Annotated in this window: 14 protein-coding genes and 3 tRNA genes; 10 read left to right on the top strand and 7 right to left on the bottom strand. The window is 41.1% G+C overall.

Translation table 11 applies throughout. From position 1 onward, the window contains the following. Positions 1-266: 266 nt before the first annotated feature. A complete protein-coding gene (locus tag LHW48_08405; GenBank protein ID MCB5260471.1) occupies positions 267-479 on the bottom strand; it encodes a hypothetical protein in 213 nt (70 codons plus the stop codon). Between the two features lie 270 nt (positions 480-749). Here LHW48_08405 and LHW48_08400 point away from each other — a divergent pair. The 3 genes from LHW48_08400 (at position 750) to LHW48_08390 (ending at position 1,024) form a co-directional block, all read left to right on the top strand. Then, positions 750-824: transfer RNA gene (locus tag LHW48_08400), tRNA-Lys, on the top strand. A 9-nt stretch (positions 825-833) separates the two neighbouring features. Further along, a tRNA-Glu gene (locus tag LHW48_08395) sits at positions 834-908 on the top strand. Between the two features lie 40 nt (positions 909-948). Further along, positions 949-1,024: transfer RNA gene (locus tag LHW48_08390), tRNA-Glu, on the top strand. Positions 1,025-1,064: 40 nt separating this feature from the next. Here the strand turns inward: LHW48_08390 and LHW48_08385 are convergent. The 6 genes from LHW48_08385 to LHW48_08360 all read right to left on the bottom strand — a co-directional run bounded on the left by LHW48_08385 (position 1,065) and on the right by LHW48_08360 (position 8,023). Continuing rightward, positions 1,065-2,786: a cation:proton antiporter gene (locus tag LHW48_08385; GenBank protein MCB5260470.1), complete on the bottom strand. Its 1,722-nt coding sequence runs from the start codon at positions 2,784-2,786 to the stop codon at positions 1,065-1,067. A gap of 74 nt (positions 2,787-2,860) precedes the next feature. After that, complete coding sequence (locus LHW48_08380) at positions 2,861-4,582, bottom strand: cation:proton antiporter (GenBank protein MCB5260469.1); 1,722 nt, start codon at positions 4,580-4,582, stop codon at positions 2,861-2,863. 197 nt (positions 4,583-4,779) lie between these two features. Next, on the bottom strand, positions 4,780-5,394 hold the full coding sequence (locus tag LHW48_08375) for a helix-turn-helix domain-containing protein (GenBank protein ID MCB5260468.1): 615 nt from the start codon (positions 5,392-5,394) through the stop codon (positions 4,780-4,782). Continuing rightward, entirely contained in the window at positions 5,370-6,161 is a 792-nt protein-coding gene (gene dapF / locus LHW48_08370) for a diaminopimelate epimerase (GenBank protein MCB5260467.1), read from the bottom strand. Before dapF ends, LHW48_08375 begins: the two co-directional genes overlap by 25 nt. Beyond that, complete coding sequence (dapB, locus tag LHW48_08365; protein MCB5260466.1) at positions 6,155-6,901, bottom strand: 4-hydroxy-tetrahydrodipicolinate reductase; 747 nt, start codon at positions 6,899-6,901, stop codon at positions 6,155-6,157. The genes dapF and dapB overlap by 7 nt, the downstream gene beginning before the upstream one ends. A gap of 3 nt (positions 6,902-6,904) precedes the next feature. Further along, complete coding sequence (locus LHW48_08360; GenBank protein MCB5260465.1) at positions 6,905-8,023, bottom strand: M20/M25/M40 family metallo-hydrolase; 1,119 nt, start codon at positions 8,021-8,023, stop codon at positions 6,905-6,907. 239 nt (positions 8,024-8,262) lie between these two features. Between LHW48_08360 and LHW48_08355 the strand changes: the two genes are divergently transcribed. From LHW48_08355 to LHW48_08325, 7 genes are all read left to right on the top strand, one after another. Next, positions 8,263-9,045, top strand: coding sequence for a mechanosensitive ion channel (locus LHW48_08355; GenBank protein MCB5260464.1), 783 nt, complete (start codon positions 8,263-8,265; stop codon positions 9,043-9,045). Positions 9,046-9,061: 16 nt separating this feature from the next. Continuing rightward, positions 9,062-9,934, top strand: coding sequence for a DUF3078 domain-containing protein (locus tag LHW48_08350; GenBank protein MCB5260463.1), 873 nt, complete (start codon positions 9,062-9,064; stop codon positions 9,932-9,934). A 351-nt stretch (positions 9,935-10,285) separates the two neighbouring features. Continuing rightward, positions 10,286-10,939 carry an ATP-binding cassette domain-containing protein gene (locus LHW48_08345; GenBank protein MCB5260462.1) on the top strand — a complete coding sequence of 218 codons (654 nt, stop codon included), beginning with the start codon at positions 10,286-10,288 and terminating at the stop codon, positions 10,937-10,939. Positions 10,940-10,942: 3 nt separating this feature from the next. Next, entirely contained in the window at positions 10,943-11,716 is a 774-nt protein-coding gene (locus tag LHW48_08340; GenBank protein MCB5260461.1) for an ABC transporter permease, read from the top strand. After that, a complete protein-coding gene (locus LHW48_08335) occupies positions 11,713-12,114 on the top strand; it encodes a pyridoxamine 5'-phosphate oxidase family protein (GenBank protein ID MCB5260460.1) in 402 nt (133 codons plus the stop codon). Before LHW48_08340 ends, LHW48_08335 begins: the two co-directional genes overlap by 4 nt. An 89-nt stretch (positions 12,115-12,203) precedes the next feature. After that, on the top strand, positions 12,204-12,929 hold the full coding sequence (locus LHW48_08330) for a hypothetical protein (GenBank protein MCB5260459.1): 726 nt from the start codon (positions 12,204-12,206) through the stop codon (positions 12,927-12,929). A gap of 117 nt (positions 12,930-13,046) precedes the next feature. Further along, a complete protein-coding gene (locus tag LHW48_08325; protein MCB5260458.1) occupies positions 13,047-15,800 on the top strand; it encodes a PAS domain S-box protein in 2,754 nt (917 codons plus the stop codon). The last annotated feature ends 354 nt before the right edge of the window (positions 15,801-16,154 follow it).

Genomic DNA, 16,154 nt, shown 5'->3' with positions numbered 1-16,154 from the left:
TGGGGTTAAGTTTTTTAATTTAGTGTTTCACTTATTGTGTTCACATTATAATATGTGCCGTAGCACAGATATCTTTAGAGCAAGAGCTGTGCCAATTCCAAAAACTGGGCATTTTTTTTATCTTTTACATTCACATTGCGCTGTATACCATGTACTTACACTTGAAAAAATATTTATGTTTATACATTTCTAAGCCGCCATTGCAACCAACACACTGTCTTTTTTTGTTCAATATGTGCGCAAATGTGTGTCTTAATGCTGACACTTTATTGCACGAACTGCCTGTTTGCAATTCCGGTTTTTACCGCAAAACCAGTCAAAAAGTAATTCTGCTTATCTTTGTAGCGGTTTTCGATCATGATATTAGTGATCTCTGCGACTTGAGGATAAGCCACAATGCTTGCACCATATTTGAGTATTTTGCGGAGCGCAAAAAGTTTATAATACTTCTTCTGGCCTTGTAGTTTTAAGCATAACATAACAAAGGTTCCTCCTGCTATACTCCTTTGTCTAAAGCACTATATCTGCCTAAAGCATCGGTAATATTGCGATAAAGTATTTAGAATTCGTTATGTAAGATTATACTTAAGAGAAGATCCGCTTAGATAATCTCGCCGAACTGGATACTTTTTAGGTATATCTATATAATTAATACGCAGTAAGATAGGCGACATAAATTGCTTAATATAGTTAATTATGCTTGACAAAAACCAAGCTCTCTAAAATTTGAAAAAACATATTGAAATTTCGGTCCAGTAACTCAGCGGTAGAGTATCTGCCTTTTAAGCAGAGAGTCGATGGTTCGATCCCATCCTGGATCACCAAATATTTGCGACCCCTTCGTCTATCGGTTAGGACTCAAGATTTTCATTCTTGCAAGAGGGGTTCGATTCCCCTAGGGGTCGCCAAATATTAAGTATTGAGGTGCGCAGGCGCCTTTTTTCTTGCGTCCCGTTCGTCTAGTGGCCTAGGACTCGTGATTCTCAGTCACGCAACAGGGGTTCGATTCCCCTACGGGATGCCATTTTTTATTTGCGATTTTCCTATTGATGTTCTTATGTAAATTAATGTCTTAGGTTACAATCTCGACATTCATCCAATTCCAATTTCAATGCAGCCCAGATATAACGGCTATCTCTGCTATTTACTAAGCTTTGAGCCTTTTGTCTATCGCGCAGAGTATTGGCTAATCCTTGCAAAATTTGTAGTTGAGCATTTGGAGATTCTTTGGGGGTTATTACCAAAATGATAAACCTCACCAAGCTTCCATCCGGGCTATCCCATTCGATACCTTGTTGGCTGTGAAAAACGAATACATGAGAATGTTTGAGATGTTCGAGTCGAGCATGAGGTATGGCAATACCGCGCCCCATTGCGGTACTCATCTGATCCTCACGTAGTTTTATCTCCTGATACACAAGCGATGAATTGAGCTTGCTGCGTTTAGCTACAACCCTGCTCATATATTGAATAATCTCCTCTTGGGAATTACCTTCTGCACCAATAAATACGTCTTCTTCGCGAAACAGAACATCAAACAAATCCTTACGCAATTTTTTAACCGCAAAGGAAAGCCACGGACCAAAGATGATTGTAGAGATAAGCGATGAAGATATTATGCTCACCAAGATTTTATCGCTTATAAGGCCACCAGTAAATGCCAACATACCTACAACAATATGCATTTCGCCTCCGGGAGTGTGTGCGATGGAAATAACGGAAAGATTGCTTTTATGCTGTCCGGACCATCGAGCTCCAAGATATGCAGCCACATAGCGCGCCGCAATGCCCACACTAAGCATAATCAACACCAGGGCAATGTCGAAATTTGCAATAAAATCAAGATGTAAACCAATATTGGCAAAGAATATGGGTACAAAAACAGAATAAACCAAACGGTTCACCACAAAACGATCACGCTCGCTGATGTGTTTTGCTTCGCCCAAAATGGTGCCAGCAATAAAGAATCCAAACAGTGAATGGATGCCAATTCTGAGGGTGATGGCACCAAACAAAGCCCCTATGAGCATGATAAAAGTGATTTTTAGTCCCGATGCTTCCCCTGTTTTATTATGTATAAAGGTAACTACTTTATCAATTAACCGGCGTAGCAAAGTTAGGCTGATAACGGTAAAGATAAGGGTTTTAGCGATCAATCCCCCCACAAATCCCAGCTCCAAAGAACCTTGTGTAAACATGCCCAAAATAATGGTGAACAATACCCAGCCAGCGATGTCGTTCATCGTAAGTGCGGAGAGAATCAAAAAGCCAACATCTGTCTTGAGAATGTTCAGGTCTCTCATCCCCCGTATTGCCACTGGCAGTGCGCTTATGGTCATCACCGCAGCTAAAAACAGCGAAAAAAGAATTCTGCTGGAAGGATCAATCAAATAGTGCGATGGAAGTAAATATATCGGGATAAAACTGATTATTATGGGCAAAGTGAGATCTGCTAAAGATAATTTTATGGCATCTGCTCGCTGTTGCCATATTCGTGAGAAATTAATCTCTAATCCTGCTTCCATTAGCAAAAAAAGGTTCCCAAACCAGGCAATGGTCTCCAGCATGGTACGCTGTATGGCATTATCGGGAAAGATGGTGGCATGTAGATCTGGGAAGAATTTGCCCAAAATTGCGGGACCTAACATAATGCCTACCAAGATGTCGCCGGTGATGCTGGATTGTCGCATCTTCGCCAAAAAATAACCCAGAAATTTACATAGACCCAATACCAACCCAAACTGAATGAGAAACAACAATAAATGATGTTCGGTAATGGGTCCCATCAGTTCTCCTTGGTAACCGTTTTCATACCGGTTGAGAAGTCAGCCCGAATAAGAATAATATGATATCTTATGGTTCACGCCTCTAAATTGCATTGCTGACAGGCATTAAGTTCGCTGCGGATGGTTGCCCAAATGAAGCGTCTATCTCTACTGGTTACCATGTTTCTGGCTTTCTGGTTGTCGTGCAAGGCATTTGCCAGGCTTTGCAAAATCTGTAATTGCGCATTGGGCGACTCTTTAGGGGTAATTACTAAAACTATTAGTCTTACCAAATTGCCGTCTGGGCTATCCCATTCTAAGCCTTGCCTGGTATGAAAAGCGAAAATGTAAGATTTATCCAGTCCTTCCAGGCGCGCATGAGGTATGGCAATACTTCGCCCCATGGCTGTGCTCATCTGGTCTTCTCGCAACTTTATTTCTTGGTAAATATTATCACGGCTGATCTTTGTTTTGCGGGCAACCACGCCACTCATATAGTGCAAAATCTCATCTTGAGTGCGTCCTTCAGTATCTATAAATACATCATCTTCGGCAAATAAGATGTCAAATATGCTTTTCTTTAGCTTGCGAACCGCTTGAGATAGCCAAGGACCAAAAACTATCGTAGAGATAATCGCTGCAGCAATAATGCTTACTAATACCTTTTCTGTAATCAGTCCAGCTGAATAGGCAAGCATGCCAACTACAATGTGCATCTGCCCGCCGGGAGTGTGTGAAATGGCAATTACCGCTAAATTGGATTTGTCCTGTCCCGACCATCGGGAACCAATATATGCTGCCACATAGCGGGCTGCAATGCCTATGGCGCTAATAATCAGCACCAAGAACCAATCGAAATTGGCTATGAAATCCAGATGTAAACCAATATTGGCAAAAAAGATGGGAACAAATATTGAATACACTAAACGATTAACCACAAACCGGTCTTTTTCACTGATATGCTTGGCTTCTCCCAAAATAGTACCAGCTATGAAAAAGCCGAACAATGAGTGAATACCAATCTGCAAAGTAACAGCACCAAAAATCGCCCCAACCACCATAATAAAAGTGATTTTTAAGCCTGAAGATTCACCTGTCTTGTGGTGGATATAGGTCATTGCTTTGTCTACTATGCGCCTCAATAAAGTAAGGCTGATAATCGTAAATGCCAGAGTAAGAACCACCAATTTGGCTACAAATCCCAATTCCAAAGAACCGTGATCAAAAATCCCTAAAATAATGGTAAATATCACCCATCCGGCAATATCATTTATCGTTAAGGCCGAAATAATGAGAAAACCAACGTCAGTTTTTAATATGTTAAGATCTCGTAAGCCCCTAATGGCTACCGGTAAAGCACTAATGGTCATAATTGCCGCAATAAACAAGGCGAACAGCACTTTCTGAGAAGGATCCGCTACATATCGATCCGGCAAAAAATAGATAGGGATAAAACATAACAAAATGGGTAGAACAAGATCCGCCGCCGAAAGCCTAACCGCATCCCCACGCTGTTGCCATACCTTAGAAAAGTTTATTTCAAGCCCCGTCTCCATTAAAAGAAAGAAATTGCCAAACCACGCTAAAGCCTCCAACATTGATCTTTGCACCACATCATCGGGAAAAAGATATGCCTGTACACCCGGTGCTATTTTGCCCAGTATTGCCGGTCCCAATACAATTCCCACCAATAACTCAGCGGTTACACTGGATTGCTTGAGCTTCTCAAATATGTAACCAAACAACTTACAAAAGCCCAAAAGCAGGGCAAACTGAATTAAAAATAGCATCAGATGATGTTCGGTTATTGGTCCCATCAATACTCCTATCTTTTTCTCAAGCATATTATTAGCGATATATGACAAGATTAGTCTTTTTACCTGCCAAAGTCAAGACTTTTCTTTCGTAAAAGACTGCTTCATAAAGCCCCAAAACAAAGCTATGCTACAAGAAAACATGGCTCCTGCTTGCTCCCTATCATAAAACATGCTGCAAATTAGCAATCTTATGAATACTAATTTATTCTAATATTTACAGGGCTTTCTTCAAGGATATTGCCAATATAATCTGTGGTATCCGCTAACGGTTGGTGTTTCTCCTTTGAGAGCTGAACCGTATTGTTTTGAGGAATGCTTTCACTCAGCAAGCGCATTCTGATACGCAAACTATCTGGTTTCACATTCTCTTCTCTTGGGGACGATTCATCCGCTGAAACCTTTCTTTCCCTATTGAAGAAATCTGGTGCATTTAACCATCCCTGACGGTAGCTATGGAAGAGAATTGAGCCTAAAATGCCTACAAATACGATAATGCTAATTGTCCACAGAAAGTTTGTAGAGAGCATAATCTTTCTCTCTTTTACAACTCTACAAGGGGTGTATTCCTTCTTGGTGTTTTCCGGCATCATTACGTAGAACTCGTTTAAAACTTCTGGTATGTCTGCCCCCAAATAGCGTGCGTAATTATACACTAAGGCTTTGGCAAAACCATAGTTCTTAAGATCGAAGAGTCTGTTTTCTTCCAAGGCACATATCTGCTCTTTGGGAATGCGAATATCTTCCCAGATTTGGGCATAATCTATGCCTTTCTCCTGGCGTAAGTTGCTTAGATATTCACCGAGGTTTTCCACAAATAAATACCCCTAAAACTCTCTTCTACACTCCCCGCCAAAAGCAAAGAATCATCTGTGCACATTTCTATGGTCAACTTACCCCCAGGCACTTTTACACTTACTTTCCTTTCCAGCAAATCATGCATTATCCCAGCAAACACGCTACTTGCCGCACCAGTGCCACAGGCAAGTGTTGCCCCACAAGCATGCTCCCAGATCTTCATCTCAAGATTGCTGCGATCATGTATCTTTACAAAATGGACATTAACTGGTTTGGGGAAAGCTTGATGGTGTTCTAAAATAGCACCATACTGAAGATGAGGATTATCTTGAATCGTATCTGTAAACACAACAAAGTGAGGATTGCCGATATCCACAAGATCTCCGCAAAAACTCTCCACAAGCATTGAGCTTTGGATCATTTGGGCAACACCCAGATTTACGTGGATAGTTTTTGCTTCACGCCATGCCTCCTTTATTCCCGAGTCTGTTTGCACCATGACAGATGATTTCTTAAGCTTATCCATCAGCAGTTGAGCTACGCAGCGCAAGGCGCTTCCACACATCTCGGCTAAAGATCCATCGTTGTTATATATTGTCATGCGGGCATCTGCTTGCATTGAAGCACCTACAATCACCAAACCGTCTGCCCCCACTCCGAAGTGACGATCACACACAGCTACAGCCAATGAAGCATAATCGATTGCATCAATTTGCTGTTCGAATGTATCCAATATTACAAAGTCATTTCCCTGAGCTTGCATTTTGATAAAGGGTATTAGCATAGAACGTCCTCTATTACTTGAGTAATGTTGAAAACTCCAGATTTGCCATGTAACCATTTAGCCGCTTGCAGGGCACCCAAAGCAAATGTTGCTCGAGAGCGTACCACATGACTTAGTTCGATTGTATCTGCCTCACCATCAAAAGCAATAACATGAGTTCCGGGAATGCTTCCGCCCCTAATACTGGCAAAGTGCAGTTCATCTGGTTCTGGTTTTCGCTGCAGTCTATCCCACACAACTTTATTCTTTTGAGAGCTATTTTCAAGAATGAGTTTTGCAAGCTCTACAGCGGTGCCAGAGGGACTATCCACCTTTTGAGCGTGATGCTTTTCCCATGCCAAAAGATCGTAGTCTTCAAAGTGATCAAACACTTGTACCGCAGCAGCTACCACTTTAGAAAACAGATTCATTCCCAAAGAAAAGTTTGCTCCATAAACCATGCCGATGTTGGCTACTTGGGCAAGTTTTTCTATTTGAGCTAAGTTATTATGCCAACCAGTGGTTCCCACAACTATGTTTTGTTTCAGTGCAATAAGCTTGTGCAGGTTTTCCAACACCACTTTGGGGTTGCTGAATTCAATCACGATTTCTGCATTATTAAGGCTCTCTTGAGTAATATCCTTAGCTGCATCCGGACAATTTGGATCTATAATACCAACAACCTCAAAACCCTTTTGAGGGGCATAACGATGGAGCATTTTCCCCATTTTCCCATAGCCGACTAGGCATAGTTTTATCATCTTCTACTCGGCACTATAAATCCTGATCAGTTCGTTTACAAAGGCTGTTCCCTTGAGCAACTGATCCGTTTTAATGTTCTCATCCACAGTATGCACTTTATTCATTCCGGTTCCAGTAATTATAATTGGTAATCCCCCAGCAGAGATGATGTTGGCATCGCTGCCTCCGCCACCGGTTTTGATGACAGCTGGAATATCCAAGTTTTTCAGAGCTTTTGCCGCCACTTGAACTACAGCAGAATACTCATCTACTTTAAATGCTTCATACTCGGTATCACACGATATTTCCAATCGCCCACCTTGTTCGGCATAACGTTCAACTGTACTTTGGAATGCATGCTTGATATCGTCACAGATCCGTTCGAGTTTTGAGTGGTTATGACTGCGTGCTTCTCCGTGAACAACTACCTTGTTCGGCACAACGTTCGTAGCTTCTCCGCCGTAAATCTTTCCGATATTGCATGTTGTTTCAAAATCTATTCTGCCCAAAGGTGTCGCCGATATTGCTTCCGAAGCGATGCGAATGGCGCTAAGACCCTTTTCCGGCTCAACGCCCGCATGGGCTTCTTTACCATAAAAGGTTGCTACAAACGAGTTTTGCGATGGAGCTCCAATGATTAGTTCGCCCACATTATGAGAATCCAAAGCATAGCCAAACGCAGATTTCAACCGCGATTTATCGAAATGTTTCGCACCCAAAAGCCCAATCTCTTCGCTTACGGTAAAAAGTATCTCGATAGGAGCATGGTCTTTGCCGCTCTGTTTAATTTGCTTGATACCCATAACTATTTCTGCTATGCCAGATTTATCGTCACTACCCAAAATAGTTGTGCCATCACTGTATATAGTATCGTTTTCTATTCTTGCTTTGATGCCATTTCCGGGTTTTACGGTATCTACATGAGCACAAAACAGAATTGGTTTTTTCTGGATATTGCCGGGAATATATCCATATAGGTTCCCGGCGTTGCCACCGGTAGAATTACCACAATCGTCTTCATCAACTTCAGCTCCCAATTGCTGTAAGTCTTTCTTTAAGGCATCTATCATTGCACGCTCATTTTTGGATTCGCTGTCAATACTGATAAGATGCATAAAATAGCTTATTACATCATTTTGCATCGCCGACCTCGCTTGTAATATTACTTAGCTACATTATCTACAACGGGCGCAGATTTGTCAACTTCAAATCTTAACTCGTACTTAAGCTGCTCTAAATCTCAAGTTTACTTGACAGATAAGAATTTTGGATTATCTTAGTAACTATATTATCAAGAATGATAAAAGCTTGACCCACTCTAAGCCTTATCAAAGAATATATTCAACCACCTATTTACACGTTTAGGAAAAGGAGATGTCTTATGACAGACAAATTAGCGCTTTTTATGGAACGATTGCCAGAACTGACTATCAGTTTTGCTGGCAAACTACTGATAGCTCTATTAATTTTCTTTATTGGCAGATGGATTGCTAAGGGTATTGCCGGACTTCTAAAGAAGCTTTTGGGCAAAGGAAAAATGGATGGCAATGTAGTACAATTCTTAGGAAACCTTGCCTATGGTATTATCCTCGCTTTTGTAATAATTGCAGCCATCGCAAAACTGGGAGTTCAAACCACTTCTTTAATCGCTGTTTTCGGTGCCGCCACTTTGGCAGTTGGGATGGCTCTACAAGGAACTTTGGGAAATTTCGCTTCGGGAGTAATGTTACTTATTTTCCGTCCCTTTAAAGTTGGAGATAGCGTTATAGCCGGAGGAATAAACGGCATTGTAAGCGATATTGGCATCTTTGCAACCACTGTTTTTCCCGGAGATGGACGCAAAGTTATTATACCAAATGGAAAGCTTTCAAACGATACCATCACAAATTTTACCACCCTGCCTACACGCCGCATTGAGCTTAGCATCAATGTTCCCGGAACTTCTGATATCAATGCTGTTCGGGATCTGTTGCGCGCCGCAATAGACAGTGAAAGCGATATTCTAAAAGACCCCGCTCCTGCCATTATTATGACCGATGCCAATGCCGCAGCTATTGTCTTTGGAGTTTTTGCTCATGTGAATAACAAGGATTATGGAAAAGTACACGCCAGTTTAACCGAAAAAATCAAGCTTGCCTTGAATGCTAAAGGCATTTGGGCATAAATTAGGAGAATACATTATGAAAAGGACACTGATCTTATTAAGCCTTACAATTCTGGTACTCGCCCTAAGTGCAGAAGGTTGGAAAACTGATGCCGATATTAGTCTAACCCTTTCTCAGAGTGCCTTCAGCGATAACTGGGTGGGCACTGAACTCAGCAACATTACCTGGTTGGCGAATATGAATGGTTCTATGGAAAAACAAATGAAGGATTGGCTGCACAATCGCAATACTATGAAACTCGCTTTTGGTCAAACTCATCTGCAGAAAACCGGTGCGGACGGCAAATACTGGGAAAACCCTGAAAAAACTACTGATAAGATCGACTTAGAAAGTTTATGGCGTTTTACTCTGCAAAGCTGGGTAGATCCTTTCTTGGCTGGCCGCTTGGAATCTCAATTCCTGGATCTCTCCCAAGAAGCTGAAGATAATACCAGATTTGTAAACCCAATGCTCTTTACTGAAACCGCAGGTATTATGAGAACCTTTATCGAAAATGAATCGATGTTGCTAAATTCCCGTCTTGGCGCAGCATTAAGACAGAATGTGAACCGCGACGAGATCGTTAACGGAAATAAAGAAACTGATACTACAATGGACGGTGGTCTGGAATTTGTTTCTGAACTTAAAAAACAGATCAACGCTCCTCTGCAATCTACTTTCCGCAGCAGATTACAGGTGTATCAAGCACTATTCAATTCCGAGGATGACGATATCTCTACTGATGACTGGAAATCTCCCGATTTGGTTTGGGAAAATACTCTTACTACCAAGCTTTTCGGTATGGTTAGTGCAAATCTCTTGTTTGAACTCCGTTACGATAAAGAGCAAGTGCACGAAATGCAGTGGAAGCAAATGCTGGGTCTTGGCTTTAGCTATAACCTGTTTTAATCTAAATACTTAGGTCTATATTAACCGGTGTTATCTTATCACCGGTTTTTTTTGAGTTCTCCAAAACTCTTCTAAACTACTAACATGGCATGCTTTAGTCTTGTTGCCTACAGCTATCCTTAGCGAGGGTTTAGGCAGAGATTCTCCCGCAAGTAAGGGATTATGGTAGCTTGAACATTTGCTAATGCTCGCTTTACCATACCGGATAAATAAATGTAACCAAGCCGCCAAGATTTTCGCGTTGTATTCGCTCTTATTTTGAGTGAAACTTGTTGACACATAAGTTAATATAATAATTCTGCCATTAATTGAAGAAAGATAACAAGCATTACTCTTAAGGAGCCGCAATTAATGTTAAAGATAATGATCAAACGTCTGTTTTATGAAGATAAGGATCTGCTGAGCAATGTGGATTTGGCAGTGAAACCTGCAGAACGCATTCTAATAGTGGGACAAACAGGACAAGGAAAAAGCTCGCTGTTAAACACTTTGAACCTGATGAATCAGAATTATGATGGCAAAATCCTCTTTGAAGGTAAGGACTTGCGAGAATATGCTCCCTATGAGTTGCGAAGTCAGATTTGTATGGTAATGCAAGAACCCTTTTTGGGCGAGGGAACCGTTCGTGATATATTGCAAGAGCCATTTCACTTCTCGGCCAATAAACACAACCAGAACCCCAAGCGGGAACAGCAAACCTTGGAACTATTTGAGAATTTCAAGCTTTCTGCAAGTTATTTAGATAAAAATACCGAATTGCTGTCCGGAGGAGAAAAGCAGCGCATCGCTTTGATACGTATTTTGCTGTTAAAACCCAAGATCTTGCTTTTGGACGAAATCAGTTCGGCCTTAGACCAGAAAACATCCGGCATAATCTCAGATTGCATTTTCAAAAACTATCCCGGAGCCGTAATTGCCATTTCCCACGATCCTCTATGGCAAGAACGCTGGCAACGAAGTTGGAAACTTGAAAATGGCAAGATTATTGACAGTAAGGAGCTCTAAGAAATGGATATTAATTATCTTGGTTTAGCTTTCGCCCTGTTGTTGCTTATATTTCCCATATTGATCTTTCTGCATCTAAAACTCAAGCTGATTGGTCAACTCTTTACTTCATTTGGAAGAATGATTATCCAGTTGAGTTTAATGGGAATCTGGCTGGAATTTCTGTTCACTCAGAAAATATCTTGGCTTACCCTGTTTTGGATGCTGATTATGATTTCTAACGCAGTATTCACCTTAAGAGGAAGACTCAAGTTTCAACGCCGCATTCTATTACCTATCCTTGCCACTGCTTTGGGGAGTACCAGCATCATAATAATGCCCTGGATTCTATTTATGGTGATTCGTCCCGAGCCATTCTTCTCCCCCGAATATGCCATCCCGATATATGGAATGGTGTTGGGAAACAGCATGAACAGCCTTGCTTTGGCATTGGAACGATTTGAAAGCGGGCTTTCAGATAATTGGCGCGCCTATTACACGCGTTTGGGCTTGGGAGCAAATCTTTGGGAAGCAGCATTGCCCACATTTAGAAAAGCCATGCATGCTTCACTGTTGCCTCAATTGCTGAATATCGCTTCAATGGGCGTGGTGAGCCTGCCGGGAATGATGACAGGACAAATTCTGGGAGGTTCTTCTCCCCTGGTTGCTATAAAATATCAGATGATGATAATGACTGCTATATTCAGTGGAGTGTGCCTTACAGATTATTTGGGAATAAGGTTTTATCTGAGTAAACGCTTCGATAAATACAATCTGCCCCTTAAGGAGTATAAATGAAGTATTGGGATCTTTTGCAACTCACTCAAGCAGTAAGTGTGGCAACTGTGGATGACTCCCGACCAAAAGTGCGTCCCATGACCCTCATTACCCTGAAACAAAGACTGTTTCTGGCTACAGGTAAAACCGACCCCAAAGTTAGACAATTGAGTAAAAACCCTTATATGGAATGCTTGCTGCCTCTTGCCGATAGCTCTGGAAATGGATATTTGCGTATATCCGGAAAGGCATTGGAAATACGAGATATCATGCTCAAGAAAGAAGTGGCGGATGCGGCAAAATTCATCTATGACTATTGGCAAGATATAGCCGATGAAAGCTTCATCTTGTATCAATTGATGCCAGATGAATGGCGTTATCTCAAACCGGGAGAAGATATTGAAGAAATAGTGCGGTAAAACACTTGCTATATCTATTTTTAAGCATCCTCTGCTCGGTTTTAATTGCCAACTTTCTCATGCATTTGGGACGGCAAAAGCCACTTAGTATGATGCCTGTATTCTTGGGTAATTATTTCATAGCCACGGTATTTAGCGCTCTTAGTCTTAATCCCAGCTACGTGAGTAACTTTGATGTAGTTTTTGGCATTTTAACCGGTGCTTTCTTTTTGACTAATTTCTGGGTTTATCAGAAATGCATTGTTGCCAATGGACTCTCTCTTTCAGTGGGATCTATGCGCATAGCAATGATTATTCCCATCCTATTGTCACTTATATTCTTTAATGAAAGTCTAAAGCTATGGAATATGCTGGGAATCTTGTTGGGCATTTCGGCATTTACTTTGAAAGCAGAGCCAAAATCCTTACGCAATTTCTTATGGATAGCCCTTCTTTTTGTTATCTCCGGAGCAAGCGACGCCAGCATGAAAGTGTTTAAAGAACTGGGGGGAGGAAATGAAAGCTTTTTTGTGTTTCTCATCTTTGGCTCTGCTTTCTTCTATACTTTGATCGCTATTATCTTTGGCAAACAGAAATTTCCTCTCGTTTTAGTATTCTATGGCTTTATTTTAGGGCTTCCCAATCGCTATTCGACGGTTTTCTTTTTAGAAGGACTGGAGTCCGTTCCTGCCGCAATAGCATATCCTTTTGTAGCAGTGGGGATTGTGCTCATGAGCATTGGCAGCGATATATTTCTTTGGAAACATAAACCGGAACCCAAAGAATACGTATTATGGGTGCTTCTAGTATTAAGCTTACTCCTGTTAAACCTTTGATAGTAAAGTGGAATATTATCCACAAATCTCTTGGTTATGCACAAGCTCGTTAAGTTTGGCATTGACAGATAAGAAAACTTGAGGCTTTTGACTATAAATAGCTGATCTGGAGACCAAATGGATTGGAAAAAGTATATTGAGGATTTTTATAGCAACCTCGTTTGTGCAGACGACACTCTTCGACCCAAGTTAATTCAAGATTTAAGTGGAAAACTGGTTCAACTTGAGCAAGCTGCAACAGAACGAGATATGTATCGCTCTATATTAGAAAATGCCAGCGACACTATTGTGGAAATGGATGAGAAGGGCAAAATCCTCTATAGCACCCCAAACTGGATTAGGCAATTAGGTCATCAATCAGATCAAATGATAGGCAAGGTTATATTCGACACACTATTCCATCCGGAAGATGCTCAAAAAGCAAAGAAGTATTTAAAGGAAGCATTCCGCTCTAAGAAAACACAAACCGGATTTGAGTATCGCATTAAGAATAGCCACGGCGAATATCGCTGGCACACAGCCAATCTTTCTCCCTTGTTTGATGAAGAGAATAGAGTAAAATCGGTGATAGCAGTTGCTCATAGCATCCACGCACGTAAAACTGCAGAGCTCAAACTTCAGGAGCGGGAAAAGTTATATAGATTGCTGCTTAACACGATGAGAGAAGCAGTGATAATGGTGGATAACGACGATTACATAAAATATGTGAATCCCAGTTGGTGTGAATTATTTGGTTATAGCAGCGAAGAAGCATTAGGTAAGACTGGGTTTGAGCTTGTAGTAATAGCTGATGACCAGCATATTATCCGCAAGAAAAACTTGGAGCGTCAATCAGGCAAAGTAGATGAATATATCCTTAGAGGAAAGAAGAAAAATGGGAGTCTCATCTGGTTGAGAATAAGCGGGGCTCCGGTACAAGATGAATTTGGAACTGTTATTGGATCTGTGGGTATTATGACCGACATCACCGAGAGTAAAAAAGCATTGGATTCACTTGCTCGAAGCGAGGAGAAATATCGAGATCTGTTTGAAAACTCTATGGCTGGGGTATTTCAATCTACCCTAGATGATCAGTACATAAGCGTTAACCGACATTTCGCCCAGATGTTTGGCTATTCTTCTCCCACCGAAATGGTGCAAAGCGTGAAAGATATCAAAGATCTCTACGTACACCCGGAAGATAGAATAAAGCTTAAAGAATTGCTTCTGCAGAATGGAATTGTGGAAAACTATGAAGTGGAGTTAAAACGCAAAGATGGCAGCAGATTGCTAACCTTACTTTCGGCAAGAATTTCTACCAATAACGATGGAATTTCGGTAATTGAAGGGGCAAACATTGACATTACCGAGCTCAGGATATTGCAAGATCAGCTTTTAGGCAGCCAAAAAATGGAGGCAATTGGTAAATTAGCCGGGGGAGTTGCCCACGATTTTAATAACCTTCTTACCATCATTTTAGGTTATTCTGAAGACCTTCTGGAAGAGCTTCCCAAACATAGTCCCCTACGAGAATTGGCTGATGAAATCCTCAAAGCAGGTATGCGTGCGGCAAGATTAACCAGAGAGCTGCTCGCCTTTAGTAAAAAACAAATTATCGCCAATCGGGATTTAGATTTGAATAGCCTGATAAATAATCTTAAAGGCATTATTACGAGGATGTTGGGAGAAGAAGTTGCGCTTAGCTTCGTTTTAGCCGAAGATCTTAAAACCGTTAAAGCCGATCCCACACAAATGGAGCAAGTAATTGTTAATCTGGTGATAAATGCAAAAGAAGCAATGCCTACTGGTGGAGTGTTCCGCATTAGAACCCAAAACGAAACCATCAAGTTGAACAGCCCTTATCGCAAACTTGAGCTCCCTGCCGGTGAATATGTGTTGCTTAATCTCAAAGATACCGGATGCGGAATTGATTTTGAAATTCAAGATAAGATCTTCGAACCCTTTTTCTCTACCAAATCTGAAGCCAGAGGCTTGGGACTTTCTACGGTGTGGGGCATTGTTCAACAAATGGGAGGGGCGATATTTCTGGACAGCAAACCTGATAAAGGCACTGAGATCAACATCTTCCTGCCGGTGAGCGAAGGCATGAAAGATTCTGCATCTTTTCACTTAGTGAAGCCCGACCATGGAAAGAATGAGCAGATCCTTGTAGTTGAAGATGAAGAAACACTTTGTCTACTCATTAAAAAGATGCTTACGAATATGGGCTATCAGGTTATAGCTACCACAAAAGCCTCTGAGGCATTAGCTCAGATTAAAGAAGGAATCGTGCCAGACCTGCTTTTAACTGATGTAGTTATGCCCAATATGAACGGTATGCAATTGGTGGAAGAAGTTAGAAAAGTGCAAGCTGATCAAAAAGTACTACTGATGTCTGGTTTTACGGACGATATAATAATCCAACAGGGTGGCGGTAAACAAAATTATCCATTCATAGCTAAACCCTTCACTGCCAGCCAGATTGCTCCTGTAATTCGAGATATTCTAAAATTGAACGAGTTTGAATACCATCTGCTAATTCTGGCTTCAGACAATAATATGCAACAACTTATGCAACGATCTTGCCGCAAGCGAAAATTAGATTGTAAATTTGTGTGCTCTTCCCAAGAAGCTATCGACCAATTGCGAAAAAATAACTTCCACGTAATTGTGGCAGATCTAAGTGAAAACCCTTCGGAAGTTATTCTAACACTTCAAAACACTCGCGAACATGGCTATGACTTACCGGTAATTGCTATTGCAGATATGATAAAGGATGAATACATGGATGAGCTTAAGAAACTAAAGGTTCTACATGCTGTAGAGAAAAGCTTGGACAGCTCAAGCCTTATAGATTTTATCGTACAAACGCTAAAGAAAGAACTCCGTTAACCAATACTTAAGCTATATAAAAAAGTTTGTTTCTATGGATATCTTGCCCTCGCATAAACTGCTTTGCATCATTTGTTTTGCTCTATATTAAGCCAGCCCCCGTACTTCTCCCCATCCGGCATCAAGTAAGCATTAGCAAAGCTTCAAGCAGACATCATCTTGTTGGCATAGGATAATCTCCGATTAATCCATACTTAAGTTATGCTCAAAGCAATGGAAGAGAAAGCGGCAAAACATCAAATCTGAGAGCTAAAGAGACGAATCTATGGCAAGGTTTTTATGCTTATTGGATAAGCTTTTATATAAATTATGCAGTAAGAATCCTTAATTATTGTATATATTTATAGTTTCAGA

It is taken from the genome of Candidatus Cloacimonadota bacterium, assembly GCA_020532355.1.
Lineage (GTDB): Bacteria > Cloacimonadota > Cloacimonadia > Cloacimonadales > Cloacimonadaceae > UBA5456.
This window is presented reverse-complemented; position numbering and strand designations above follow the sequence as displayed.